This window comes from Frateuria sp. (genome assembly GCF_035944355.1).
GTDB lineage: Bacteria > Pseudomonadota > Gammaproteobacteria > Xanthomonadales > Rhodanobacteraceae > Frateuria_A.
On record NZ_DASZBH010000008.1, the window covers coordinates 61,078 to 85,834 of the forward strand.

General features: G+C 70.0%; 21 protein-coding genes. 15 read left to right on the forward strand and 6 right to left on the reverse strand.

Features of this window, described 5'->3' with window-relative positions:
* The first annotated feature begins 3 nt into the window (after positions 1–3).
* From VGU03_RS05105 to VGU03_RS05120, 4 genes are all read left to right on the forward strand, one after another.
* Complete coding sequence (locus tag VGU03_RS05105) at positions 4–2,034, forward strand: methyl-accepting chemotaxis protein (protein ID WP_327479108.1); 2,031 nt, start codon at positions 4–6, stop codon at positions 2,032–2,034.
* A 77-nt stretch (positions 2,035–2,111) separates the two neighbouring features.
* Positions 2,112–8,177, forward strand: a complete 6,066-nt coding sequence (locus VGU03_RS05110; protein WP_327479109.1) for an Hpt domain-containing protein — start codon at positions 2,112–2,114, stop codon at positions 8,175–8,177.
* Positions 8,170–9,828: a chemotaxis protein CheB gene (locus VGU03_RS05115; protein ID WP_327479110.1), complete on the forward strand. Its 1,659-nt coding sequence runs from the start codon at positions 8,170–8,172 to the stop codon at positions 9,826–9,828. The genes VGU03_RS05110 and VGU03_RS05115 overlap by 8 nt, the downstream gene beginning before the upstream one ends.
* Positions 9,825–10,301 (forward strand): chemotaxis protein CheW, encoded by a 477-nt coding sequence (locus tag VGU03_RS05120; RefSeq protein WP_327477121.1) that lies wholly within the window; start codon positions 9,825–9,827, stop codon positions 10,299–10,301. The genes VGU03_RS05115 and VGU03_RS05120 overlap by 4 nt, the downstream gene beginning before the upstream one ends.
* A 54-nt stretch (positions 10,302–10,355) precedes the next feature.
* Here the strand turns inward: VGU03_RS05120 and VGU03_RS05125 are convergent, their stop codons facing one another.
* Complete coding sequence (locus tag VGU03_RS05125; protein WP_327479111.1) at positions 10,356–11,093, reverse strand: 16S rRNA (uracil(1498)-N(3))-methyltransferase; 738 nt, start codon at positions 11,091–11,093, stop codon at positions 10,356–10,358.
* A gap of 125 nt (positions 11,094–11,218) precedes the next feature.
* On the opposite strand from VGU03_RS05125, the gene VGU03_RS05130 reads away from it, so the two are divergent.
* A complete protein-coding gene (locus VGU03_RS05130) occupies positions 11,219–11,533 on the forward strand; it encodes a hypothetical protein (protein WP_327479112.1) in 315 nt (104 codons plus the stop codon).
* A 28-nt stretch (positions 11,534–11,561) separates the two neighbouring features.
* On the opposite strand, the gene VGU03_RS05135 is transcribed toward VGU03_RS05130, so the two are convergent.
* Positions 11,562–12,956: an adenosylmethionine--8-amino-7-oxononanoate transaminase gene (locus tag VGU03_RS05135; RefSeq protein ID WP_327479113.1), complete on the reverse strand. Its 1,395-nt coding sequence runs from the start codon at positions 12,954–12,956 to the stop codon at positions 11,562–11,564.
* A 49-nt stretch (positions 12,957–13,005) separates the two neighbouring features.
* Between VGU03_RS05135 and gspN the strand changes: the two genes are divergently transcribed.
* Genes gspN through mazG form a run of 5 tightly spaced genes read left to right on the forward strand, consistent with a single transcriptional unit; the run spans position 13,006 to position 16,787 of the window.
* Positions 13,006–13,788: a type II secretion system protein N gene (gene gspN / locus VGU03_RS05140; protein WP_327479114.1), complete on the forward strand. Its 783-nt coding sequence runs from the start codon at positions 13,006–13,008 to the stop codon at positions 13,786–13,788.
* Positions 13,785–14,570, forward strand: a complete 786-nt coding sequence (locus VGU03_RS05145; RefSeq protein ID WP_327479116.1) for an inositol monophosphatase family protein — start codon at positions 13,785–13,787, stop codon at positions 14,568–14,570. Before gspN ends, VGU03_RS05145 begins: the two co-directional genes overlap by 4 nt.
* 9 nt (positions 14,571–14,579) lie before the next feature.
* A complete protein-coding gene (gene nudE / locus VGU03_RS05150; RefSeq protein ID WP_327479117.1) occupies positions 14,580–15,134 on the forward strand; it encodes an ADP compounds hydrolase NudE in 555 nt (184 codons plus the stop codon).
* Positions 15,131–15,952: a 3'(2'),5'-bisphosphate nucleotidase CysQ gene (gene cysQ, locus VGU03_RS05155; protein ID WP_327479118.1), complete on the forward strand. Its 822-nt coding sequence runs from the start codon at positions 15,131–15,133 to the stop codon at positions 15,950–15,952. The genes nudE and cysQ overlap by 4 nt, the downstream gene beginning before the upstream one ends.
* 34 nt (positions 15,953–15,986) lie before the next feature.
* Positions 15,987–16,787: a nucleoside triphosphate pyrophosphohydrolase gene (mazG, locus tag VGU03_RS05160; protein WP_327479119.1), complete on the forward strand. Its 801-nt coding sequence runs from the start codon at positions 15,987–15,989 to the stop codon at positions 16,785–16,787.
* A 75-nt stretch (positions 16,788–16,862) separates the two neighbouring features.
* On the opposite strand, the gene VGU03_RS05165 is transcribed toward mazG, so the two are convergent.
* On the reverse strand, positions 16,863–17,348 hold the full coding sequence (locus tag VGU03_RS05165) for a hypothetical protein (RefSeq protein ID WP_327479120.1): 486 nt from the start codon (positions 17,346–17,348) through the stop codon (positions 16,863–16,865).
* A 115-nt stretch (positions 17,349–17,463) separates the two neighbouring features.
* Between VGU03_RS05165 and VGU03_RS05170 the strand changes: the two genes are divergently transcribed.
* The gene (locus VGU03_RS05170; RefSeq protein WP_327479122.1) at positions 17,464–18,234 is read left to right on the forward strand and encodes a DUF4097 family beta strand repeat-containing protein; all 771 of its coding nucleotides are present in this window, start codon (positions 17,464–17,466) and stop codon (positions 18,232–18,234) included.
* Positions 18,235–18,339: 105 nt separating this feature from the next.
* Here VGU03_RS05170 and VGU03_RS05175 read toward each other — a convergent pair whose 3' ends face one another.
* The 3 genes from VGU03_RS05175 to trxA form a co-directional block, all read right to left on the reverse strand.
* On the reverse strand, positions 18,340–18,993 hold the full coding sequence (locus tag VGU03_RS05175) for a DUF502 domain-containing protein (protein WP_327479124.1): 654 nt from the start codon (positions 18,991–18,993) through the stop codon (positions 18,340–18,342).
* Positions 18,994–19,512: 519 nt separating this feature from the next.
* A complete protein-coding gene (locus VGU03_RS05180) occupies positions 19,513–19,971 on the reverse strand; it encodes a DUF4442 domain-containing protein (protein WP_327479126.1) in 459 nt (152 codons plus the stop codon).
* 104 nt (positions 19,972–20,075) lie between these two features.
* Positions 20,076–20,939 carry a thioredoxin gene (gene trxA / locus VGU03_RS05185; protein ID WP_327479128.1) on the reverse strand — a complete coding sequence of 288 codons (864 nt, stop codon included), beginning with the start codon at positions 20,937–20,939 and terminating at the stop codon, positions 20,076–20,078.
* A gap of 144 nt (positions 20,940–21,083) precedes the next feature.
* Between trxA and VGU03_RS05190 the strand changes: the two genes are divergently transcribed.
* Genes VGU03_RS05190 through VGU03_RS05205 form a run of 4 tightly spaced genes read left to right on the forward strand, consistent with a single transcriptional unit; the run spans position 21,084 to position 24,625 of the window.
* The gene (locus VGU03_RS05190; RefSeq protein ID WP_327479129.1) at positions 21,084–21,734 is read left to right on the forward strand and encodes a paraquat-inducible protein A; all 651 of its coding nucleotides are present in this window, start codon (positions 21,084–21,086) and stop codon (positions 21,732–21,734) included.
* Positions 21,731–22,348, forward strand: a complete 618-nt coding sequence (locus VGU03_RS05195; protein WP_327479130.1) for a paraquat-inducible protein A — start codon at positions 21,731–21,733, stop codon at positions 22,346–22,348. The genes VGU03_RS05190 and VGU03_RS05195 overlap by 4 nt, the downstream gene beginning before the upstream one ends.
* Entirely contained in the window at positions 22,341–24,026 is a 1,686-nt protein-coding gene (locus VGU03_RS05200) for an intermembrane transport protein PqiB (RefSeq protein WP_327479131.1), read from the forward strand. Before VGU03_RS05195 ends, VGU03_RS05200 begins: the two co-directional genes overlap by 8 nt.
* On the forward strand, positions 24,023–24,625 hold the full coding sequence (locus VGU03_RS05205) for a PqiC family protein (protein ID WP_327479132.1): 603 nt from the start codon (positions 24,023–24,025) through the stop codon (positions 24,623–24,625). The genes VGU03_RS05200 and VGU03_RS05205 overlap by 4 nt, the downstream gene beginning before the upstream one ends.
* The last annotated feature ends 132 nt before the right edge of the window (positions 24,626–24,757 follow it).

The following is a 24,757-nucleotide window of genomic DNA, read 5'->3' on the forward strand; positions in this document are numbered from 1 at the left end:
ACGATGAGCACTATAGGGGGCATCGGCAAGGAACGGGGCTATACCGGCCTCATCGTCCTGCTGCTGATCGCGATCGGTTTCGCGGCGCTGGATTTCTTCCTGCTCAACCAGAAGAACGGCGAGGACCGCCAGGCCAGCGCGCTGACGACGCAGATCCAAGTGCTGTCGCAGCAGACCGCCAAGTACGCACTGGAGGCCGCCGGCGGCAACGTCGACTCCTTCAAGGAATTGGAGAGCACTCGCAACGCCATCGATTCGGCCGTGCAGAGGCTCACCAAGGGCGACCCCAAGGGCGGCATGCAGGCTTACAGCGATAACAACACGACGCCGGCCGGGCGTGCCGTGACGGCGCTGGTCAGCGCCTGGGGCCAGTTCGACGGCGACATCCGCAAGATCCTGTCCAACAAGGCGGTGGTGCTCGACTCGGCGCAGCGCGCCGACAAGCTCGCGCAGCAGATGCCGCTGCTCAATTCGAGCATGGACCAGGTCACCAACATCCTGCAGCAGCGCAACGGCAGCGCCGAGCAGATGCTGGGCTCCTCGCGCCAGATGCTGCTGGCCGACCGCATGACCCGCCGCGTGCAGGAGGTGCTGCAGGGCGGCGACACGGCGCAGGCGGCGGCCGATGGCCTGGCGCGCGACGCGCAGCTGTACGGCACCGTGCTCAAGGGCCTCACCGACGGCAACCCCGATGCCGGCGTCAAGGCCATGGGCGACGCCAACGCGCGCAAGATCCTCACCGACATGCAGGCCAACTGGGAAGCGCTGGCCGACCCGATCGCCAAGCTGGTGGTCGCGGCGAGCGCCATCGTCGACGTGAAGAACGCCGGCAACCAGGCCTCGCTGGATTCGCAGAACGTGCTGCTGCGCGCCAACGAGCTGTCCGACCAGATCGGCAAGCTGCCTTACCGCCGCCTGTTCCCGAACGTGTGGTGGGGTGTGATCGGTGCGATCGGCGCGGTGGCCTTCGCGCTGCTGCTGGTGGTCACGCTGGTGCGCGACCAGCGCAAGCGCTTCCAGGATTCGACCGAGCTCAACCAGCGCAACCAGGAGGCGATCATGCGCCTGCTGGACGAGATGGGCTCGCTTGCCGAAGGCGACCTTACCGTCAAGACCACGGTGTCGGAGGACATCACCGGCGCCATCGCCGACTCGGTGAACTACGCCATCGACGAGCTGCGCACCCTGGTAACCACGATCAACGAGACCTCCGAACAGGTGTCCTCGTCGGCGCAGGAAACCCAGACCACCGCGCGCCACCTGGCCGACGCGGCGCAGAGCCAGGCCGCGCGTATCAGCACGGCGACCTCGGCGATCAACCAGATCGCCAGCCTGATGGACAACGTCTCCAAGGACTCGGCCGAGTCGGCCGACGTGGCCGAGCGCTCGGTGCAGATCGCCTCGCGCGGCGCCGAAGTGGTGCGCGAGACCATCTCGGGCATGGACTCGATCCGCGATCAGATCCAGGAGACCTCCAAGCGCATCAAGCGCCTGGGCGAGTCCTCGCAGGAAATCGGCTCGATCGTGGAACTGATCAACGACATCGCCGAGCAGACCAACATCCTGGCCTTGAACGCGGCCATCCAGGCGGCCTCGGCCGGTGAGGCGGGCCGAGGCTTTGCGGTGGTGGCGGACGAAGTGCAGCGCCTGGCGGAACGCTCCGCCAGCGCGACCAAGCGAATCGAAACGCTGGTGCAGACCATTCAGTCCGACACCAACGAAGCGGTCAACTCGATGGAGCAGACCACCGCCGAGGTGGTTGCCGGCGCACGCCTGGCCGAGGACGCCGGCAGCGCGCTGGGCGACATCGAACGCGTCTCGCACGACCTGTCGGCGCTGATTCAGAACATCTCCACCGCGGCGCGCCAGCAGTCCGCGGCGGCGACCGACATTTCGCAGTCGATGAACGCGATCCAGGAAATCACCTCGCAGACCTCGCAGGGCGCGAGCCAGACGGCCGACTCGATCGGCTACCTGGCGCAGCTGGCCAGCGACCTGCGGCGCTCGGTGGCTCACTTCAAGTTGCCGGGTTGACCAACGTTTACCGACAGGGGGCAACCTCGAACGGTTGCGCGATGCGCGTGTAGCGCGCAGCCGCTCAAGAGGGGCGCATGAGACTTCAAGACCACATCGATTTCACCACCCTGCAGTGGGTCAAGCCGGAGCTCGACGAGACCCTGGCGCAGGCCCGCGAGGCGTTGGAGACCTATGTAGAGACCGGCAAGCGCGAAGTCATGCGCGCCTGCGTGGATCACCTGCACCAGGTGCAGGGCACCCTGCGCATGGTCGAGCTCTACGGTGCGGCGATGGTCGCCGAGGAGATGGAGACGCTCGCCATCTGCCTGCTGGAGGATCACGTCCGCCAGCGCGAGGAGGCCTTCGGCGCGTTGATGCGTGGCCTCATGCAACTGCCCGACTACATGGAGCGCCTGTCCGGCGGTCATCGCGACGTGCCGGTGGTGCTGCTGCCGCTGCTCAACGACCTGCGCGCCAGCCGCGACCAGCAGGCGCTGTCCGAAGCCGCGCTGTTCAACCCGAACCTGGAGCAGGCGCTGCCGGTGCAGGCCCCGGGTGCACAGGGCGAAGTGGACGTGGCCGCCCAGCGCAGCGCGATCACCACGCTTCGGCTGCGCTTCCAGCAGCAACTGCTGGCCTGGTTCCGCGGCCAGAACGCGCCGCAGCAGCTGGTCGGCATGCGCGAGACGCTGCTGGACATCGCCGGCCGCTGCTGGACCGTGCCCGGCCGCCGCCTCTGGTGGATCGCCGCCGGCGTACTGGAAGGCCTGGAGCAGGGCCTGCTCAAGAGCCATGCCGCCGAGATCCGCCAGTTGATCGGCAAGGTCGACCGCAACATTCGCCAGTTGGTGGAGCAGGGCGAAGCCAGCCTGCGCGGCGGCGACGCCGACGAACTGGCGGGCAAGCTGCTGTACATCGTGGCGCAGGCCCGCCAGGCCAGCGCACAGATGGCGCTGTTGAAGCAGACCTACCGCCTCGACAGCCTGCTGCCCGACGCCGCGGAGCTTGAACACGCGCGCGGCTCGATGTCGGGCCACAACCGCGCGCTGCTCGATTCGGTGTCCAAGGCGCTGAAGGAAGACCTGCTGCGCGTGAAGGAGGCGCTGGACCTGTTCCTGCGCCAGAGCGACGCCGATGCCGCGCAATTGTCCGCCCAGGGCGAAGTGCTCGAGCGCGTGGGCGACACGTTGGGCATGCTGGCGTTGGCCGTGCCTCGCCGCGTGGTCAACGAGCAGCGCCGCGTACTGGAGGAGATCGCGCACAAGGCGCGGGCGCCGGAAGAGGGCGTGCTGCTCGATGTCGCCGGGGCGCTGCTCTACGTCGAATCCTCGCTGGACGACCACATCGAAAGCCTGGGTGCCGAGGACGCGGCTGGCGAAGACGTGCCGGTCGAAGGCGATGCCGTGCCCGCGCTGCCGCGCAGCGAGGCGCGCAGCATCCTCACCTCGCTGATGCAGGAAGCGATCGCCAACGCAGCCAAGGTCAAGGACGCCATCGTCGCCTTCGTCGAGGCCGGCTGGGACCACGCGCAGCTGCACGGCACCCCGGCCTTGATGGACGAGGTGGCCGGCGCGATGCGCATGCTTTCCGCGCCGCGCCCGTCCGAACTGGCCGAGGGCATCGGCCGTTTCATCGGCAACGAAATGCTGGCCGACCGGCGCGTGCCGGGCAGCGCGCAGATGGATCACCTGGCAGACGCGCTCGCCGCGCTCGAGTACTACCTCGAGGCGGCGCGTGAACATCGCGGTGGCCTGGAACACATCCTTGACGTGGCCGAACACAGTCTCGGCTCGCTCGGCTACTGGCCGTTGCCTGCTGCCCGCGCCGCGGTGGCCTACGAGGAGCCGGCGCCCGCCGCCAAGGAACAACCGGCCGGCCCGTCGCTGTCCGAACCGGTCAGCCTCGCAGCCGGCGACGACCTCGGCGACCTCCTGATCGGCAGCAGCGAACCGCCACAGCCGTTCGCCCACGAGCTGGCCGGGCTGCGCCTCGCGGAGACCGAGCCGCTGCCTCCGTTCGCGGGCGTGGAAGACTCTGCCGACTGGATCGAAATCGAGGAAGAAGTCGTCGAGGAAGTACCGGTAGCCGACGCGCTGGCCGGCAACGCCGGCTTCCAGCTGGGCACCGAGGGCATCGACGACGACATCCGCGACATCTTCCTGGAAGAGATGCAGGAGGAAATCGACAACCTGCGCCGCGCCGAGCAAACCTGGCTGGCCGATCCGACGCAATTGGCCGCGCTCACGCCGATCCGCCGCTCCTTCCACACCCTCAAGGGTTCGGGCCGGCTGGTCGGCGCCAGCGTGCTGGGCGAGTTCGCGTGGAAGGTCGAGAACATGCTCAACCGCGTGCTGGATGCCAGCATCCAGCCGCACGACGGCGTGCAGGCGCTGGTGCGCGCCGCGATCGATGCGTTGCCGCAATTGCTGGCCGCGCTCAAGGGCGAAGGCACGCCGACCGCGCCGCTGGGCGCGATCATGGCGACGGCCGATCGACTGGCCGCCGGCGAGATGGCGCAATTGAGCGACCATCTACCGGCCGCCACGGAAAGCGTGCGCCGCACTGTGCGCCGCCGCGTGCCGCGCCTGGACGCCGCCGTCGAGACCATTCCGGTCGCCACGCACACCGACCACACCGCCGCCGAGACGATCGCCGAGGTCGCGCCCGAGCCGTCCGATGCGATCGCGCTGCCGGTGATGCCGCCGGTCGATCCGGTGTTGCTGGAAATCCTGCGCAGCGAAGTGGCGCAGTACCTGCAGGCCATTCGTGGCGCGCTGGCGCGCGCCGAGGGCGAACTGCGCGTCGACGACGCACTGTTGCGGGCGGTGCATACGTTGCACGGCGCCATCGCGATGGTCGACATCCCGCTGCTGACCCAGCTGTTGTCGCCGCTGGAGAGCCTGCTCAAGCGGCTGCGCGCGGCCGGCGAACCGCTCTCGGTCGAGGGCACGCACCTGCTCGCGCAGTCGGCGGACGTGGTCGACCACGTGATGGCGCAATTCGATGCGCCGGAACCGCAGTTGCCCGCGGTCGACGCGCTCACCGCGCGCCTGATCGAGCTGCGCGACAGCCAGCCCGAGCCCAAGGTCGCGCACGTCCTGTTCGATCCCCACGCGGAGGATCTGTCGGCCGAGATGCCGGACGACGGCGCGGCCGCCGCCGCACTCGACGCGGGCCTGGGCGACGCGCTGGGCCAGTCGGCCTCGTCCGAGGCGGACGAGCATGACAGCTACGCAGGCGAACTGCTGGCTGCGCTCGATGCCTTCGACCTGGAAGTGGTCGAGGCTGCGGAGGCACCCGCCAGCAGCACCGCAACGCACGCCTTCGCTGCCGGCACCGACGAGGAGCAGAGCCTGGCTGCGCTGCTCGACAGTCTGCTCAACGAACCGGTCGACGGCCCCGCCATGCCTTTGCGTGCGTTCGACGAGCCAGGCAGGGCCGAGCAGGAAGACGTCCTGCAGCCGTCGGATGGTCAGGCCGGGGTGGAAGATGCGCCCGAGCTGGCCGTCGGGCACGAGACGGATCAGGACGCCGGCGCACCGTCGCGGGCCGAGGGCACCGCGTTCGAAATCGAGGAAACGGTCGCGTTCCCGGCCGAAGAACCGGAGGCGATCGAGCCGCTCGCCGAGGCGCCGGATGCGGTGATGGCCGAGGACGTCTTCACCGGATCGCTGGAGGAGGCAGCCAGCGAGACGGCGGAAGCACCGATCGAGGCCGGCATCGAGCCGCTCGGCACCGCCGACGCACTGGCGCAAGCCGCGGCCGTGGCGAACGAGGGCGAAGCCAGCGTCCCGGCTGGCGCCTGGGTGGGCCAGATCGACCCGGACCTGCTCGAGATCTTTACCGAAGAAGCGCGCGAACTGCTCGATCACGCCGACGGCCTGCTGGCCAAGTGGCGTGCCGAGCCGGGCGAGCCGGCGCACGCCGCAGGCGTGCAGCGCGACCTGCACACGCTCAAGGGTGGCGCCCGCATCGCCGGCCTGGTGCCGGTGGGCGACCTGACGCACGCTATCGAGACCCTGCTGGAAAAGCCCGTGGGCGAGCGCGATACGGCGCAGCTGATCGGTGCGCTCGAGTCCGGCTTCGACACGCTGAACTCGCTGGTGCAGCGCGTTTCGCAGGGCATGGCGATCGAGTACCCGCAGGCGCTGATCGACCGCCTGCTGGCGATGGCGGGCCAGGAATCGCTGGTCGAGGACAGCGACGCGGCAGCGCCTGCGTCGGCGACGGCCCGCGTACCGGCCGCGCCGCTTCCCGAACTGCTGCCCGAGTTGCTGCCCGACCGCGAGGAGGAAATCCGCTCCACGCAGGAACAGATCCGCGTACGCGCCGAGCTGCTGGACAACCTGGTCAACCACGCCGGCGAGGTCGCGATCTACCGCTCGCGCCTGGAACAGCAGGTGGCGGGCTACCGCTTCAACCTGGTCGAGCTGGACCAGACCGTGCAGCGCCTGCGCAGCCAGCTGCGCATGCTTGAGATCGAGACCGAGGCGCAGATCATCGCGCGCTTCCAGCGCGAGCATCGCGAGGCGGGCATGGCGGTGTTCGACCCGCTCGAGCTCGACCGCTTCTCGCAGCTGCAGCAGTACTCGCGTGCGCTGGCCGAATCGGTGTCCGACCTTGTCTCGATCCAGAACATGCTGGACGAGCTGACCCGCCAGTCCGAAACGCTGCTGATCCAGCAGTCGCGCGTCAGCGCCGAGCTGCAGGACGGTCTGCTGCGCACCCGCATGCTGCCGTTCGACACGATGGTGCCGAACCTGCGCCGTACGCTGCGCCAGGCCGCGCAGGAAGAAGGCAAGAGCGCCCAGCTGTACGTCGAGGGCGCCCACGGCGAAATGGACCGCAACCTGCTCGACCGCATCAAGGCGCCGTTCGAGCACATGCTGCGCAACGCCATCGCGCACGGCATCGAATCCCCGGCCGACCGCCGCAAGACGGGCAAGCCGACCGAGGGCGCGGTGCGCATCCGCGTCGCCCGCGAGGCGACCGAGGTGGTGGTGCGCGTCAGCGACGACGGCCGCGGCCTGGATCGTGAAGCGATCCGCTCGCGCGCGATCGAACGCGGGCTGCTGCGCCCGGATGCCCGCCCCAGCGACGACCAGTTGCTCGGCCTGATCACCCAGACCGGCTTCTCCACCGCCAGCCAGGTCACCCAGCTTGCCGGCCGCGGCGTCGGCATGGACGTGGTGGCCAACGAGATCAAGCAGCTCGGCGGCTCGCTGGCGATCGAATCGCAGGCCGGCCAGGGCACCACCTTCATCCTGCGGCTGCCGTTCACCCTGGCGGTGACGCAGGCCATCGTGGTGCGCATCGGCGAGGCCAGCTACGCCATTCCGATGACATCGGTGCAGGGCGTCGCGCGGATCAGCCCGGAAGACCTGGCCGCGCGCATGGCCGAGACCAGCCCTTCGTTCGACTACAACGGCGATTCCTACGGCATCCACGACCTCAACGAGCTGCTCGGCCTGCCGTCCAGTCACGGCGGCGAGGAAGAGCAGCTCCCGCTGCTGCTGACCCGCGCCGGCGACCTGCGTGCCGCCATCCGCATCGATGCGGTGATCGGTTCGCGCGAGATCGTGGTCAAGTCGGTCGGCCCGCAGGTGAGCTCGGTGCCCGGCGTTCTGGGTGCGACGATCATGGGCGACGGTTCGGTACTGGTCATTCTCGACCTGCCGCCGCTGGTTCGTCACGGCATCGCCCGCCGCGAGCAGCGCCTGGCCGATGGCCTCAGCGCGGTGTCCACGCCGGTGCTGGAAGATCAGCGCATCAAGCCGGTGGTCATGGTGGTCGACGATTCGATCACCATGCGCAAGGTCACCGGCCGCGTGCTCGAGCGCCACGACTACGAGGTCGCCACCGCGAAGGACGGCATGGACGCGCTGGAGAAGCTGCACGACCGCGTGCCCGACCTGATGCTGCTGGACATCGAAATGCCGCGCATGGACGGCTACGAGCTGGCCACGCACATGAAGGCCGACCCGCGCCTGCGCGAGGTGCCGATCATCATGATCACCTCGCGTACCGGCGACAAGCATCGCCAGCGCGCCTTCGACATCGGCGTGGACCGCTACCTCGGCAAGCCTTACCAGGAAGTCGAGCTGCTGGCGCAGATCGCCGAGGTGCTGGAGCAGCGCGCGATGGAGATCGTCCATGGCTGAGGCGGTGCCGGCGGTCGCGCTGCTGTTCGACGACGCGGGCCTGGGTGAGCAGTTGCGCAGCGCGTTGCAGGAGCGCGGCGCGCGGATCGTGCACGAGGGGCCGCTCAGCGGGCTCAGTCGCGAATTGCTTTTTTCGGTGAACGCGGACGTGCTGGTGGTCAACCTCGACGACGAGGATGACGGTGCGCTCGAACGTCTCGACGAGACCCTCGCCGGAGATCGTCCCCGCGTGGTTTTCAATGACGGCCAGGCCAGCCGCGGGCTGGAAGGCTGGGACCGCGCGCGTTGGGCACGCCACCTGGCGATGAAGGTGCTGGCGATGGGCGACGCCGATCCGCCGCGCCCGCCGGCTGAAGACGCGGCGCCGCTGGAAGCATCTGCGCCGCTGGCGGCCATGACCGAGCCCGAGCCGCTCGCTGCCGTGGAGGACCTCGCTCCGCAGCCCGAGGAGGCCCGTCAGGCCGCCGCGTCCGAGACGCTTGCCGCCGAGCTGGAGGCTCTGCTGGCCTCCGATGTCGCGGTGGCGGAGGCCGACGAGTTCGGCTCGGGCCTGAATTACGCCGCCGGCGAGGGCATGGCGCTGCACGAGGACGTGTTCGCGGCGCCGATGGAAGAGCCGGCCGACGCGGCGGCGCCGTCACCTGAGGTGGCGGTCGCTTCCGCCGTGGCTCTCGATGTCATCCACGCGCCGGTGGTCGAATCGCCGGAACTGGCCGTGATCCAACGGGATCACCTGCAGTTTGCGGTGGAAGACGAGGCGGCCATCCCCGCGGCCACGCGCCTGGCCGCCGAACCCGCCGCCGCGTCGCGGGTGTCGGACAGCTGGACCTTGTACGACCACGATGCCGATCCGGCCGTGCCGGCCGATTCGGCCGTGCCGGTCGAACGCGCGGATCCGGCGGACTTCGGCATCGAAAAGCTCAGTGCGGCGGACTATCTGGCGCCCGACGCTGCCGACGACGGTGAGTCGCCGATCCTGCCGGGTCTCAGCCTGGAGCTGGTGTCGATGGAAGAAGCCATCGCGCCGCAGGATTTCGAGCGGGGCCACGAGATGGTGCTCGAGTTGCCGGACAGCGCCGTGACACGGCTGGTGGTGCTCGGTGCCACGACCGAGAGCACCGCATCGGTCGGCGAATTCCTGGCCGCGCTTCCGGCGGGCTTGCGGGTCACCGTGCTGCATACCCAGCACCTGGCCGGTCGCCCCGCCGATGGGTTGGCCGAATACTTCGCCTCGCTGTGCCCGCTGCCGGTGCGCGTGGCCGAAGCCGGCATGCGGGCGCGCGTCGGCGAGGTGATCGTGGTGCCGTCCGACCGCCAAGTGACCCTGCGGCGCAACGGCAGCGTCGAATTGCAGCCGGTCGAGATGGACGCAGCGCACGCTCCGTCGATCGACGCCAGTTTTACCCAGGCCGCCGCCGTTTTCGGCCGCGACGTGATCGCCATCGTCTTCGCCGGACGTTCCACCGATGCGGTGGGCGGCTGCCAGGCCGTGCACGACCGTGGCGGCCAGGTCTGGGTCGAGGCAAGCGGCGGCGCGCAGGCCGCCGACATGGTCAGTGGCGTGCTGGCCGAGCATCTTTCCCATCATGCCGGCACGCCGCGCGAACTGGCGGCACGCCTGGCCGAGCAATTCCCGGAAGGTCAGCCATGAGCGAACAACCCCTGCCGCGCGAAATCCGTTGCGTGCTGGTACCGGTAGGCCAGTTGCGCCTGCTGCTGCCCAACGCCACCGTGGCCGAAGTGATCACGCTGCCTACGCCCGAACCGGTGGAGGGCGCGGCGGAGTGGGTGCTTGGGCGGATCGCCTGGCGTGGCTGGCGCGTGCCGCTGGTCTCCTTCACCAAGCTTGCCGGCGCACCCGAAGGGGATGCCGACCTGGCCGTGCGCGTCGCCGTGCTCAAGGCGCTGGGCGGCAATGCCAAGCTGCCCTTCGTCGCGGTGGTCACCCAGGGTTTTCCGCGCCTGACCACGCTCAACGCCGAACTGATCATCCCCACGCACGACGGCACGCCGCTGCCGCCCGGCGTGAAGGCACAGGTCCTGGTGCGCGACGACATCGCGGTGATTCCCGACCTGGAAGGCATCGAGGAAGAACTCGCCCAGATGCTCGATCTGGCCAGCTGATCCGCTTGCGGAGGAAGGCCTGCAGGGCGTTTCCGCGCCCGAGGCCAGCATCGATCACCCCATGTCTCCATGTACGGCCTGCAGCCCCGCCAGCGCTGCCAGGCCGGCGGTTTCCGTGCGCAGGATCCGTGGACCCAGCGCCAGGCCGCTGAAACCGGCCGCTTGCAGCGAACCGACGTCGCGCTCGCCCAAGCCACCCTCCGGCCCGACCACCAGCAGGCCGCCGGCCGGCGCAAAGACGAGCGATCGCAGCGACCGGCTGCCCTCGGGCAGCAGGGCCAGGCGCAACGCGCCGTCCTGCGGCAATCCGGCGAGCCAGCCATCCAGCGGCTGCGCGGGCAGGATCTGCGGCAGGCGGGCGCGGCCGCTCTGCTCGCAGGCGCTGGCCGCGACCGCGCGCCAGTGCATCAGCCGCTTTTCCGCGCGGGCCGGGTCGAGGCGAACTTCCGAGCGTTCGGTCAGCAGCGGCACGATGCGGGCGACGCCCAGCTCGGTCGCCTTCTGCACGATCAGGTCCATCTTCTCGCCGCGCGCAACACCCTGCGCGAGCGTCAGCGGCAGCGGCGATTCGTTCGACACCGCCTGCATGCCCTCGATGCGGGCACGCACCACGCGCTTGCCGACGTGGACGAGGATCGCCGCGTAGTCGCCGCCGTCGCCGTTGAACAAGACCACGGGAGCGCCTTCGCCCAGGCGCAGCACGCGCGCGAGGTGTTCGCCCGCCTGTGCGGGAAGGTCCAACTCGTCACCGGTCACGAGCGGCTGGTCGACATGAATGCGAATGGTGCGCACGGCAGGCTCGGCCAAAAGAAGAAGCTTACCGCCTACGCCGCCGCGTCCAGCAGCTCAGGCCGATTGCACGGGACTGCGGCCGGGAGCAGCATGGAACACGAGCTCCTGATCCCCGAGGTGCCGCCATGTTCCGTTCCAGCCTTCTTTCCCTCGCCGCCGGCACGCTCTTGCTGGCCGGCCTGTCGATCCATGCGCAGGACGCGATCCGGCCGCCGGCCGACAATGCGTCGGCTGGTGCCGGCCAGGGCCACTCCGTCCCGCGTCCCGGCGACCGCAATTGCCTGCGCTCCACCGGCAGCCTGATTCCGCCCAAGCCGGGCGAATGCCTTCCGGTGGCCGGGCGCAGCTACGACCGCGAAGACATTCGCCGCACCGGCGCGCGCACGACCGCCGAGGCGCTGCGAATGCTCGATCCCAGCCTGACGGTGCGCGGCCACTGAGCCGTCGCCCCGCGCCGGCGGCCCGCAGCTAGGCGACGGCCGCCTCGATGCCGGCCGTCGCCACGTCGACCAGGTGGTCGATCTCGCCGGTGTCGACCACGTAGGGAGGCATGAAATAGACCACGTTGCCCAGGGGCCGCAGCAGGGCACCGTGCTCGAGCCCGTGCAGGTACACCCGCAGGCCGCGCCGTTCGGCGGCCGGCCAGGGTTCGCGCGAGCGCTTGTCGGCCACCAGCTCGACCGCGGCGATCATGCCGGTCTGGCGCACGTCGGCCACGTGCGGGTGGTCGCGCAGCGGAGCCAGGCGCGCGCCCAGGTGCTCGGCCAGCGCGCGGTTGCGCTCCAGCACCGGCTCGTCACGGAAGATCGCCAGCGTCTCCAGCGCCACGCGGCAGGCCAGCGGGTTGCCGGTGTAGCTGTGCGAATGCAGGAACGCCTTGCCGGCGTTGTACTCGGCGTAGAAGGCCGCGTACACGTCCTCGGTGGTGAGCACCGCCGACAGCGCCAGCGTGCCGCCGGTGAGTCCCTTGGACAGGCACATGAAATCCGGCGCGACATCGGCCTGCTCGCAGGCGAACATCGTGCCGGTGCGACCGAATCCCACCGCGATTTCGTCGGCAATGAAGTGCACGGCGAATTCGTCGCACAGGCGCCGCAGGCCGGCCAGGTAGTCCGGGTGGTACATGCGCATGCCGCCGGCGCATTGCACCAGCGGCTCGACGATGACCGCACAGGTCTCGTGCGCGTGGCGTTCCAGCAGCACGCGCAACTCGCCCAGGCGGCGCGCGGCCACGGCGGCCGGCGATTCGCCCGGCTCGCCCTCGTAGGTGTCGGGCGACGGCGCCAGGATCGGCGTCAGCAGCAGCGGCGCATAGGTCTTGCGGTACAGCGCCACGTCGCTCACCGCCAGCGCGCCCAGCGTCTCGCCGTGGTAGCTGCCGGTCAGCGCGATGAAACGCGTCTTGTGGCCGCGACCCTGATTGAGCCAGTAGTGGAAGCTCATCTTGAGCGCCACCTCGATGGCGGACGAGCCGTTGTCGGCAAAGAACACGCGGCTCAGCCCCGGCGGCGTGATGCGCACGAGTTCCTCCGCCAGCTCGATGGCGGGCTGGTGGGTGAAGCCGGCGAAGATCACGTGCTCCAGCCGCCGTGCCTGGTCGGCGAGCGCCGCGGCGATGCGCGGGTTGGCGTGGCCGAAGAGATTGGTCCACCACGAACTGATGCCGTCGAGATAGCGGCGGCCGTCCGCATCGATCAGCCAGGCGCCTTCGCCGCGCACGATCGGCAGCATCGGGACGCGGCTATCGAGGGCGATGTCGTGGTCGTGCATCTGGGTGCACGGATGCCACACGTGCTTCAGGTCGCGCGCGGCCAGCGAGGCATTGCCGGCGACGGCCGGCGCACCGGGGGAGGGGGTGTCCATCCGGCTATCATCGGCGCTGCGGCATGCCCGCTCAAGCCCAAGGATCGAAGTGAACCGCCCGCGTATCGCCTGGCTGGCCATCGCTCTGCTGCTCTCGTGCGCCGTATCGCTGGTGTTGTTCCTGCCGGCGCGCTGGGCGCTGCCGTTCGTGCAGGCCCGGCTGCGCGGGCTGTCGCTCGGACAGGTGAACGGCACGATGTGGGACGGCGCGGCGGAGCAGGTTCAGGACAGGGATGGCCGCCCGCTGGGCCGCCTGCGGTGGCGGCTTGCGCGCAGCGCGCTGTGGGGACGGCTCGATCTGCAGCTGGATTTCGCAGGTGCCGCGCTAGCCGCCCGCGGCCATCTGCAGCGCGATGCGCAAGGGCGCCCGCTATGGACCGACGTGGCGGTGCAGGCCGGGCTCGCCGCCTGGGCGCCACGGCTGGCTTCGCCGCTGGGCGGGCCGCAAGGCACGCTCGTGCTGAGGCTGCGGCGAGTCGTGCTGCAGGCCGACTGGCCGGTCGAGCTCGAGGGCGACGCGCGCTGGATCGATGCCGCGATGCAGCTGCGCGCCGGCAGCGTGGCCCTCGGCAACCTGGAAACGGAGCTGGTGGCCGCCAACGGCGTGATGCATGGCCGGCTCGGCGACGACGGCCACGGGCCGCTGCACGTCGACGGCCAGTGGCAGGCCAGCCCGCTGGGCTGGCGCCTGGATGCGCTCCTGCAGCCGCGCACGAGCGACAAGGCGCTGCGCAACTGGCTGGCACACCTGGGGCCGCCCGATCCCGACGGGTCGGTCCGCCTGCACCGCCGCGGCGGGCTTGCCGCGGCTACCGTGGAAACCGCGCGATGAGCTACGACGCAGAGCACGCCCTGTCCGCCGCCCGAGAGGCCGCGATGGCCGCGGCCGAGATCATCCGCCACTACTGGCATCGCGGCGTGGCGGTGGAATGGAAGGCCGACGCCACGCCGGTCACGATCGCCGACCGCGAGGCGGAACAGGCGATCCGCGCCGTGCTGGCCAGGGCGCTGCCGCAGGCGGCGATCTACGGCGAGGAATACGGGCTCGAAGGCGCGCGCGACGGCCTGCTCTGGCTGGTCGATCCGCTCGACGGCACCAAGAGCTTCGTGCGCCGCACGCCATTCTTTTCCACGCAGATCGCGCTGATGGACCACGGCCGGCTGGTGCTGGGCGTCTCCAGCGCCCCGGTCTACGGCGAAACGATGTGGGCGCGCGCCGGCGCCGGCGCCTGGCTGGACGGCGAACGCGTGCAGGTGGCGGCAACCGCCGCGATGGCGCAGGCCGCGATCTCCACCGGCAACGTCAGGACGCTCACCGCCGATGCGCGCTGGCAGGCGCTGGGTGCGCTCATCCGCGATTCGAGCCGCATCCGCGGCTACGGCGATTTCTGCCATTACCACCTGCTGGCGCGCGGCGGGCTGGACCTGGTGATCGAATCGGACGTCAACATCCTCGACGTGGCGGCGCTGGCGGTGATCGTGCGCGAGGCCGGCGGCCTGTTCACCGACATCGAGGGCAAGCCGCCCGGCCTGGACACCACCAGCGTGCTGGCCGGCGTGCCGGCCATCCACGCGCAGGCGCTTGCGCGCCTGCGCGATGCATCGACCGGCTAGAATCGACCGATGCGCAAGCCACCGATCGTCCATGCGACCCGCGAATGCGTCGACAGCCGCTTCCTGCGCGTCGAGCAACTCGACCTCGAATTCTCCAACGGCGAGCGGCGCACCTACGAGCGCCTTCGCGCCAGCGGACTGGGTGCGGTGATCATCGTGCCGATGCTCGATGACGACACCGTGCTGCTGGTGCGCGAATACGGCGCCGGCGTGGGCCGCTACGAACTGTCGCTGCCCAAGGGCCGGCTGGACCAGGACGAGACCGCCGAGCAGGGTGCCGACCGCGAGCTCAAGGAAGAAATCGGCTACGGCGCGCATCGTCTGAAGATCCTGCACAACCTGTCGCTGTCGCCCGGCTACATGACGCACATGGCGCATGTGGTGCTGGCGCAGGATCTCTACCCGGAACGGCTGCCGGGCGACGAGCCCGAAGAGCTGGACGTGGTGCCGTGGAAGCTTGCCGAGCTGCACACGCTGATCGGGCGCGAGGACGTGACCGAAGGGCGCTCCATCGCGGCGCTGTTCATGGCGCGCGAATATCTCGCCGGACGCTTCCAGCCATGAGCGGCAAGCCCGAAGGCGGCCTGCTCGCCGAAGTGGGCGCGATCGCGCGCGAGGCTGGCGCGGCGATCCTGGCCGTCTATCGCGACGAGTTCACGGTCGAGCACAAGGACGACGCCTCCCCGCTCACCGCCGCCGACCTGGCCGCGCAGCGCGTGATCCTCGCGGGCCTGGCGCGCATCCAGCCGGACTGGCCGCTGCTCTCGGAGGAGGCGCGCGCCGCGCCCTGGGAGCAGCGCAGCGCCTGGTCGCGCTACTGGCTGGTCGATCCGCTCGACGGCACCCGCGAGTTCGTCAAGCGCAACGGCGAGTTCACCGTCAACATCGCGCTCATCGAAAACCACAGGCCGGTGCTGGGCGTGGTGCTGGCGCCGGTGACCGGCGAGCTGTATGTCGCCGCCGAGGGACAGGGCGCGTGGCTGCAGCAGCATGCCGGCGGGCAGTGGCAGCGGATCGGCGCGCGCGCGTTGGCGGCGCCGGCGGTGGTCGCGGGCAGCCGTTCGCACGGCAGCGACACGCACGGTTTTCTCGACGCGCTGCTCGGCGCGGCGTACCAGCCCTTCCCGATGGGTTCCTCGCTCAAGTTCTGCCTGATCGCCCGCGCCGTGGCCGACCTCTACCTGCGGCTGGGGCCGACCAGCGAATGGGACACCGCTGCCGCCCAGTGCGTGCTGGAACAGGCCGGCGGCGCCGTGCTGGATCTTGCCGGCGAGCCGTTGCGCTACAACACCAAGCCGTCGCTGCTGAACCCGGAGTTCCTCGCGGTCGGCGATCCGGCGGTGGACTGGAAGAGGCGGCTGCAGCGGGCGCGGCCGGCTTGAGCGGGCGGTCGTCGTCCGCGCGCGGGATCGGGTGATGGCAGGGCGCTACACGCTCGATGACCTGCTGGCGATCATGGCGCGCCTGCGCGATCCGGTAGACGGTTGCCCGTGGGACGTGCAGCAGGATTTCGCCTCGATCGCGCCCTACACCATCGAGGAGGCCTACGAGGTCGCCGACGCCATCGACCGCGCCGATTTCCGGGATCTGCGCGAGGAACTGGGCGACCTGCTGCTGCAGGTGGTCTTTCACGCCCAGATGGCCAGCGAGCGAGGCCTGTTCGACTTCGGCGACGTGGCGCACGCGATCGCCGACAAGATGCGCCGGCGCCATCCGCATGTCTTCGGCGAGGCGCGTTACGCGGACGTCGAGGAGCAGACCCGTGCCTGGGAAGCGATCAAGGCGGCCGAGCGCGCCAGCCGTGGCGATGCCCACGATGCCAGTGCGCTGGCCGGCATCTCGCACGGCCTGCCGGAATGGAAGCGGGCGGCGAAGCTGCAGCAGCGAGCGGCCACGGTGGGTTTCGAATGGCGCGAGCCGGGCCCGATGCTGGACAAGCTGGCCGAGGAAGTGGAAGAGGTGCGGGCGGAATTCGAAAGCGGCGCCGACATCGATCGCCTCGAGGACGAACTGGGTGACGTGCTGTTCGTCACCGCCAATCTCGCCCGCCACGCGGGCGTCGACTTTTCGCGGGCGCTGCGCCGTGCCAACGCGAAGTTCGAGCGCCGCTTCCGGCGCATGGAGGCCCTGGCCGCCATGCAGGGACGCCCGCTCGCCGACCTGGGCCTGGACGCACAGGAACTGCTCTGGCGCCAGGCCAAGGCGGACGAAGGCTGAGAGCCGCCAGACCTCGCCTGGGGCATTCAGCGGACACCCCAGGCACGCGCGTTCTCAGGTCAGGCGACCGACCGGTTAACGGTCCGCCGGCTCGGTGGCGTCTTTGGGCTGCTGCCACTGGGCGCGCATGCGCTCGTGCTCGGCGCGCATCTTGGCGTCGTTGGCGAGGTTTTCGGACAGGCTCTTGCGCAGCGTGGCGATCGCCTGGTCCAGATTGGCCGGCTTGGCCTGCAGGCGGGCGAGCCGGTGGTAGACGTAGGTGCGAAGCTGCGGGTCCTGCGACTTGGCCAGCACCTCGTTGTAGAGGCCGCTGAGCTCCTTGTCGCGCCCGGCTTCGCGATAGAGGCGTTCGAGCGCGCGCAGGTCGGCGAAGGCGCCCAGCTGCGGGCCTTGCATGCGCATCGAGCGCATGTGATGGCCCATCGCTCCGTGATCGGGGTGCGGTGCCGGCTGGACCTGCGGCGCGGTGGGCGGGGGCGTCGATGGCCGATCCTGGGCCATGGCCAAGGGGCTGGCGAACAGCAGGGCGAGGGCAGGGGCGAGCAGGTTCAAACGGGGCATGGAAGCACTCCGGAGAAATCGTGCCTGGGAAAACGCGGGCATTCCCGGCCGGTTGACGCAACCCTTTGCGGCCCGGCGGCATCCTAGCCCTGTCCATCCATACAACGGAGTTGCCATGCGTATCTTCCTCGCCTCCCTGCTGCTGCTCGCGCCACTGGCCGGCCACGCGGCCGACCGCTGTGCCTTCGAGGCGCCCCGCGACATGAGCATCGATCTGGCCGGCGTGCGCGGCGTGCAGATCCAGGTGCGCAGCTACGGGCTGCACGTGACCGGCCGCGCCGATGCCCGCAAGCTGGAGGTGCACGGCCGTGCCTGCGCATCGGATCGCTCCATGCTGGACGGGCTGACGGTCAGCCAGCGCCGCGAGGGCGACCAGCTCGTGCTCGAACTGGGCGGCGACCAGCGCTCGGGATTCCATCTGTTCGGCAACAACTACACGGACCTGGACGTGACCGTGCAATTGCCGGCGGACCTACCGCTCACGGTCGACGTGGGTTCGGGCGACGCCGAAGTCAGTGGCGTGCGGCAGCTGGACAGCCACGTCGGTTCGGGCGACCTGCACGTGCGCAACGTCGCGGGCCGTTTCGCCGCCGGGGTGGGCTCCGGCGATGTGGAGGCGAACGACGTGGGCAGCCTGGAAGTGGGCTCGGTCGGCTCGGGCGACCTCACCGCCAACGGCATCGGCGGCGATGCGCGCGTGGGCAGCATCGGCTCCGGCGACGTGCGCCTGCGCAACGTCCGCGGCAGCGTGCGGGTCGATACCCTGGGCTCGGGCGACCTGGACGTCGACGGCGTCGGCGGCGACCTCAGCCTCGGCGCCAAGGGCAGCGGCGACGTGAACCACAGCGGCGTCAAGGGCAAGGTGCAGGTGCCCAGCGACGATTGATCGCGGCGCGCGAGAACGCGGCTTTCCAGCCCGGCCGGTCGAGAGAACCTTCGATCCGGCCGCGGGGACCCACCGATAAGCGCCTGTCGGTGCCGCTCAGCACATCTATGCGGCCCTGTGCTCGACCGCCGGCAGCCTGTCCGGCGCCACGGCGCCGCCGGAGATGATGAAGGCCATCGCCTGGTCCATGGTCCAGTCGGTGGGCGTCAGCGCCTGCACCGGCAAGGTCAGCAGGAAGCCGCCGGTGGGGTTGGGCGTGGTCGGCACGAACACCGCGGCCATTTCGCGGCCGCTGCCTTCCTCGGCCATCAGCCGGGTCACGAAGCCCACCGCCTTGGTGCCGGCGTGCGGGAAGTCGACCAGCACCACGCGCTGCACGCCGGAGGGCTTCTGCTGCAGCACGGCCATCAGCTTCTTGGTGCCGCCGTAGATGGTCTGCACCAGCGGGATGCGGTGCAACAGCGTGTCGAAGGTATCCAGCAGCCGCTGTCCGATCACCCGGCTGGCCAGGAAGCCGAGCAGGTAGAGCGCCAGCAAGGTTATCAGCAGCGCCACCAGCGAGGTGAACCAGGCGCTGCCGAGCGTGGCGGCGGTTTGCGGCGCGACCAGCGCCAGCGCGCCCAGCACCGCGGCCACCATCGGCGCGCCGATGCCGGCCAGGAAGCCCAGCACGACCTTGAACACCGTCCAGGTCACCCAGAGCGGGATGAAGGTGAGCAGGCCGGTGAGCAGGTTGCGTTTCAGGCGCAGGCGGGGCATGGCGGCTTCGTCGGGGCGGGGGAGCCGCCATTGTAGGCGGCGCCGGCCCAGGAAGAGCCGTTCTGTTGCCCAAGAGCGTGCGCTGCCGGGGCGTGTGATTTTTTTCCCGCGGGCGAATCATGCTGGAGACAGGGATCTCAAGCGCACGCCATGACCGACCGCCACAGCCGACACCCATTCGAATCGCTGCTGCGCGAGCACCGCGGCATCGTGTTCAAGGTGGCCAGCATCTCCGCGCGCACGCTCGACGCACGCCACCTGGAGCTGCCCGACAAGGCGGACCGGGCGTCGACCTGTGGAACACCGTGCCGGGCCTGGTTCCGTGGCTGGCGGCTACCGGCGCGGTTTCACTGGCGGTTGTGGCGCCGGCCTACGCACTGGTGCGTTGGCTGGCTCGAAGACCATTTCGCGGGCAGCGCCGTCAGAAAGGCCGAGGCGATGCTGGAGGAGATCGCGCGGTTCGAACACGAGTGGAAACCGTGTGGCTCGACTGCCGCGCATGGCTGGCCAAGCAAACTGCTAGGACGCGCGCGACCTGGGCTTGAGGCGCACGTAGAGCTGCTTGCGTACGCGCGCGACCACTTCACCGGACGCGGTAGCCACCTCGGTCTCGAACCAGCGCAACACCTTCTCGCCGCCCGCTGCGGCCGCGCGCAGTTCGTCGGCCATCGCCTCGGTCAGGTGAAAGGACGCATAGACGTCTTCACGGCCGGGAGCGACGAAGTCGATCGCGCCGGCCTTGTCCCATACGTAGTAGTCGCTGCCCAGCCGATGCATCGCCAGCAACATCCAGAACGGGTCGGTCATCGCGAACAGGTTGCCGCCGAACTGGGTGCGCACGTAGTTGCGGTTCCACGGCCGCAGGCGCAGCACCACGCGCGCCTCGCTCCAGTCTTGCGCCAGGTGCTGCACGCGGATGCTGTTGAACAGAAACGGCGGCCACAGGTTGAGCAGGCGGCGGAAGGTAGCGGGGCGCATGTGCAGGGAGCCAGCGGAAAAGGCACACTTTAGCGTACGCCTGCGTACGGAGCCTGCGCGCCTGCTGCGGTCGCCTCGCGGAAGCCGCGTTCCTACCGCGGATGTCAGAACAGCAGTGAGGCCATGCGTCGGCGGTAGCGTCCGACCAGTTCGGCGTCGTCCAGCGTGGCGAAGGCGGCGAGCAGGCGCTTCTTGGCCTGGCCTTCGTTCCAGTCGCGCGCCTTTTCCAGGATCGCCAGGAACTGATCGAGGCCGGCGGCCGGATCGTCCTCCAGCAGCAGGCGCACGCCGAGCAGGTCGTGCGAGGTCCAGTCGGTGGGGTCGGCCTGCACGCGCTGGCGCAATTGGGCGAGCGAGGGCGCGCCTTCCAGTGCGCGGGCGAGGTCCAACTGGCTGCGCAGGCGCACCGCGCGCGCATCGGTGGCCAGGTTGGCGGGCAGCGCATTGAGCTCGGCCTCGGCGGCATCGGCCTGGCCGTTGCGCATCAGCGCGAGCGCCAGGTCGAGCTTGAGTTCGGCGCGCTCCGGTTCGGCCGCGATGGCCTGCTGCAGGCGGTTGATCGCCTGCGCCGCGTCTTCCTGTTCGGCCGGCTCGGGTTCGGCTGCGGCGGCGCCTTCCAGCGGCTGCACGTGGCGGGAGAGGAATTCGCGCAGCTGGCCTTCCGGCAGCGCACCGGCGAAGCCGTCGAGCAGTTGGCCGTCCTTGACCAGCATCACCGTGGGGATGGAGCGCACGCCGAACATGGCGGCCAGCTCCTGGTTCTTGTCCACGTCCACCTTGCCCAGCCGGAAGGCGCCGTTGTATTCGGCGGCGAGCTTTTCCAGCAGCGGGCCGAGCGTTTTGCAGGGGCCGCACCAGCTCGCCCAGAAGTCGACCAGCACCGGCGTGGTCAGCGAGGCGCGCAGCACGTCGGCCTCGAAGTTGGCGGTGTCGACGTCGAAGACGTGGGCTTGGGCGGCAGCGGTCACGGGCGCTCTCCTGGCGGGGAAGGGTTCAGATCGGGGCTCGGCGCAGCATATCAAGGGCGCTGCCGCCGCCTCCGGCCGCTCGCGAGCGCGCGCGGTCGCCCCGGTCGTCATCCGCTCGCGCGCACGATTTGCGAGAATGCCGGAATGAGCACGCCAGAGCAGGGCATCGCTCGCGAGGAACCGGTACCGGGCATGGCTGCGGCGCCGCTGATCTGCGAGCAATGCGACACCGTCCACCGCAAGCGCGTCCTGGCGCGCGGGGAAGTCATCCGCTGCGTGCGATGCGGTGCCGAGCTGGCGCGCTACCACGCGATCGATGCTGGCGGCATGCTCGCGCTGGTGCTCACCGCGCTGATCGTGTTCTTGATCGCCAACGTGTGGCCGGTGGTCACCCTGGGGTTGGGCACGCAGCGCAGCAGCGCCACCTTGTGGGGCACCATCCTGACGATGTGGGGGCAGGAGGCGCAGGTGGTCGCGGTGGTCGCGGCGGCCACGCTGTTCTTCTTTCCGTTGAACAAGATGCTGATGCTCGGCTGGGTGCTGTGGTTCGCCCGCGACGGGCGGCGCGCGCCGGGGTTCTCCTTCATCATGCGCACGCTCTATTACCTGCAGCCATGGACGATGACCGAGGTATTCGTGCTCGGCGCGCTGGTTTCGATCGTCAAGGCGCGCGCGTATTTCGCGGTGCAGGCCGATCCCGGCATCTGGGCCTACGGCGCGTTGACGCTGTTGATCACGGTTTTCTCCGGCATCGACCTGCGCCGGCTGTGGGACGACACGGGGCCGCGCGCATGAACGCGCCGCGCGCGCACGAGCTGGGCATCATCGGCTGCCATGTCTGCGGGCTGGTCTGCCGCGAGCCGGCCATGGACCAGGCGGCCTGCCCACGCTGCGGCGCGGCGCTGCACCGGCGCAAGCACGACAGCATCCGGCGCACCTGGGCGCTGCTGCTGGCTGCGTTCATCCTGTACATCCCGGCCAACGTGCTGCCGATCATGCGCACGGTGAGCCTGGGCGACGTGGACGACAACACCATCATCAGCGGCGTGGTGGAGCTCTGGGTCAAGGGTTCGCCCAGCCTGGCGGTGATCGTGTTCACCGCCTCGATCGTGGTGCCGATGATGAAGTTCCTGGTGCTGGGCACGCTGCTGGTGACCACGCAGCGGCGCAGCCGCTGGGCGCTGCGCCAGCGTGCCATGCTGTTCCGGCTGGTCGAGTTCATCGGCTACTGGTCGATGCTGGACGTGTTCGTGGTGGCGTTGCTCACCGCGCTGGTGCGATTCGGTTTCTTCAGCCAGGTCGGGCCGCTGCCGGGCGTGGTGTTCTTCGGCCTGACCGTGATACTTACGATGTTCGCCTCGATGAGCTTCGACCCCCGACTGATGTGGGATGGCCCCGACCATGACTGACCAGACGCCACGGACCGGGCAGGGCCCGCGCGAGGAACTGCCCGAACCGGTGGTGCGCAGGCCTCGCTTCAGCATCTCGCTGATCTGGCTGGTGCCGGTGCTGGCAGCGCTGGTGGGGCTGTCGCTGGTGGTGCATGCCTGGCTGCAGGCCGGGCCGGACATCACCATCACCTTCCAGACCGCCGAAGGCCTGGAGGCGGGCAAGACGCCGGTCAAGTACAAGAACGTGGTGATCGGCAAGGTCAACAGCCTGGAGCTGTCCGACGACCGCCAGCGCGTGCGCGTGAAAGTGGCTCTCAACAAGAGCGCGTCGAGCTTCGCCACCAAGGGCACGCGCTACTGGGTGGTGCGCCCGCGCATCGGCCTGGGCGGCGTGTCGGGCGTGGACACGCTGCTGTCGGGCGCCTTCATCGGCACCGACGTGGGCAACTCGCACGAGGAGCAGACCGAGTTCAAGGGGCTGGAAACCCCGCCGGCGGTGCTGCACGGCGAACCGGGCAAAAGCTTCGTGCTGCACACCGAGGACCTGGGCTCGCTCGACACCGGATCGCCGGTGTACTACCGGCGCATCCAGGTCGGCCGGGTGGTGTCCTACGCGCTGGACAAGGACGGCAAGGGCGTGACGCTGCGGATCTTCGTGGAAGGCCCGAACGACCGCTTCGTCAGCCGCGCCACGCGTTTCTGGAACGCCAGCGGCGTGGACGTGTCGCTGGGCGCCAACGGCCTGAAGCTCAATACCCAGTCGCTTGCCACGGTGATCGCCGGCGGCGTCGCCTTCGAGGACCCCAAGGGCCCGCACGACGACACGCCCGCGCCCGAGAATGCCGATTTCACCCTGTTCAACGACCGGTCCACCGCGATGGCGCCGCCGGACGGCCCGCCACGCTACATCCGCATGCGCTTCAACCAATCGCTGCGCGGGCTGGCCGTGGATGCGCCGGTGGAGTTCCTGGGCATCAATATCGGCCAGGTGGTATCCATCAACATGGACTACGAGGCCAAGGACCAGCGCTTCCCGCTCACCGTCGGCGCCGTGATCTATCCGCAGCGGCTGGGCAAGGCCTACGACAAGCTCGCCGCTCAGGCGGGCCTGCAGGATGGCCGGGTCGACCTGGGCCGCATGTTCGGTCCGCTGGTCGAACACGGCCTGCGTGCGCAGGCGCGCACCGGCAACCTGCTCACCGGCCAGCTCTACATCGCGCTGGATTTCGTGCCCAAGGCGCCCAGGGCGGTGCTGGACACGCACGCCACGCCGATCGAGCTGCCCACCGCGCCGGGCAACCTGGACAAGCTGCAGGAGCAACTGGCCGATATCGTGACCAAGCTGCAGAAGATCCCCTTCGACAGCATCGGCCAGAACCTGGACGCCACGCTGGGCGAACTCAACCGAACGCTCAAGCACGTCAACGGCGACGTGCTGCCCGAGCTCAAGGGCACGCTCAAGGGCGCCCAGCGCACGCTCGGCAGCGCCGACAGCGCGCTCTCGGCCGATTCGCCGCTGCAGCAGAACCTGGGCAGCACGCTGGATGAGCTGCAGCGCATGGCTCGCTCGCTGCGCGCGCTGACCGATTACCTGGGCGTGCATCCCGAGGCGCTGATCCGCGGCCGGCGCGACGACCCGCCGCCTGCGCAGCCGTCCGCGCCAGCTGCACGCCAGGGACAAGGGAGCAAGCCATGATCCGTCCGCGATTCCTGCTGGCCGCAGCCTGCGCGCTCGCGCTGGCTGCCTGCGCTTCGGCGCCGGTGCACTACTACACGCTGGTGGCGCCGGCGCCCGCGGCCGGGGACACCGGCCCGGCCGCCGCCTTCCAGTTCGAACTCCTGCCGGTCGGTGTCCCGGCGCAAGCCGACCAGCCGCAACTGGTGATCCGCCAGGGCGGGCAGGGCGCGGTGCCACTGGGCAGCGAACGCTGGATCGCCCCGCTGGCGCAGGAAGCGCGCGGCGCGCTGTCGGCCGACCTGGCGCAGGCGCTGCACACCGAGGACGTCACCGGCCTGCCCGGCGGCGGCAAGCCGCGGCTGCGCATCAAGGTCGACCTGCGCCGCTTCGACTCGGCCCCCGGCGACTACGCCCTGATCGACGCCGCCTGGAGCCTGCGCCTGTTGCCGGGCGAAGCGACCCTGGCCTGCACCAGCGAAGTTCGCGAGCCGGTGGGCGCCGGCTACGACGCGCTGGTCGAGGGCCACCAGCATGCGCTGGCGCGGCTGGCCGGACAGATCGCGCAGGCCGCCGTCCCGCTCGCCGCCGGCCGGGCCACGACCTGTCCAGCCCCATAGATCCCCCCATCGAGCCCCCTCCCTCGACGGCGGGGGAGGGGACATCCGTGTCTCATTGCCGCCCCAGACTTGGCGCCAACCCGGCGCTCGGCTAGTCTGCTGGGTCCCTCCCAGCCCGCCGATTCCCGGCGT

Bases quoted from the DNA above. Each gene is read 5' to 3' on its own strand.
- VGU03_RS05105 (WP_327479108.1), top strand. From the start codon at position 4: ATGAGCACTATAGGGGGCATCGGCAAGGAACGGGGCTATACCGGCCTC.
- VGU03_RS05110 (WP_327479109.1), top strand. From the start codon at position 2,112: ATGAGACTTCAAGACCACATCGATTTCACCACCCTGCAGTGGGTCAAG.
- VGU03_RS05115 (WP_327479110.1), top strand. From the start codon at position 8,170: ATGGCTGAGGCGGTGCCGGCGGTCGCGCTGCTGTTCGACGACGCGGGC.
- VGU03_RS05120 (WP_327477121.1), top strand. From the start codon at position 9,825: ATGAGCGAACAACCCCTGCCGCGCGAAATCCGTTGCGTGCTGGTACCG.
- VGU03_RS05130 (WP_327479112.1), top strand. From the start codon at position 11,219: ATGTTCCGTTCCAGCCTTCTTTCCCTCGCCGCCGGCACGCTCTTGCTG.
- VGU03_RS05135 (WP_327479113.1), bottom strand. From the start codon at position 12,956: ATGGACACCCCCTCCCCCGGTGCGCCGGCCGTCGCCGGCAATGCCTCG.
- VGU03_RS05145 (WP_327479116.1), top strand. From the start codon at position 13,785: ATGAGCTACGACGCAGAGCACGCCCTGTCCGCCGCCCGAGAGGCCGCG.
- nudE (WP_327479117.1), top strand. From the start codon at position 14,580: ATGCGCAAGCCACCGATCGTCCATGCGACCCGCGAATGCGTCGACAGC.
- cysQ (WP_327479118.1), top strand. From the start codon at position 15,131: ATGAGCGGCAAGCCCGAAGGCGGCCTGCTCGCCGAAGTGGGCGCGATC.
- mazG (WP_327479119.1), top strand. From the start codon at position 15,987: ATGGCAGGGCGCTACACGCTCGATGACCTGCTGGCGATCATGGCGCGC.
- VGU03_RS05165 (WP_327479120.1), bottom strand. From the start codon at position 17,348: ATGCCCCGTTTGAACCTGCTCGCCCCTGCCCTCGCCCTGCTGTTCGCC.
- VGU03_RS05170 (WP_327479122.1), top strand. From the start codon at position 17,464: ATGCGTATCTTCCTCGCCTCCCTGCTGCTGCTCGCGCCACTGGCCGGC.
- VGU03_RS05175 (WP_327479124.1), bottom strand. From the start codon at position 18,993: ATGCCCCGCCTGCGCCTGAAACGCAACCTGCTCACCGGCCTGCTCACC.
- VGU03_RS05180 (WP_327479126.1), bottom strand. From the start codon at position 19,971: ATGCGCCCCGCTACCTTCCGCCGCCTGCTCAACCTGTGGCCGCCGTTT.
- VGU03_RS05190 (WP_327479129.1), top strand. From the start codon at position 21,084: ATGAGCACGCCAGAGCAGGGCATCGCTCGCGAGGAACCGGTACCGGGC.
- VGU03_RS05195 (WP_327479130.1), top strand. From the start codon at position 21,731: ATGAACGCGCCGCGCGCGCACGAGCTGGGCATCATCGGCTGCCATGTC.
- VGU03_RS05200 (WP_327479131.1), top strand. From the start codon at position 22,341: ATGACTGACCAGACGCCACGGACCGGGCAGGGCCCGCGCGAGGAACTG.
- VGU03_RS05205 (WP_327479132.1), top strand. From the start codon at position 24,023: ATGATCCGTCCGCGATTCCTGCTGGCCGCAGCCTGCGCGCTCGCGCTG.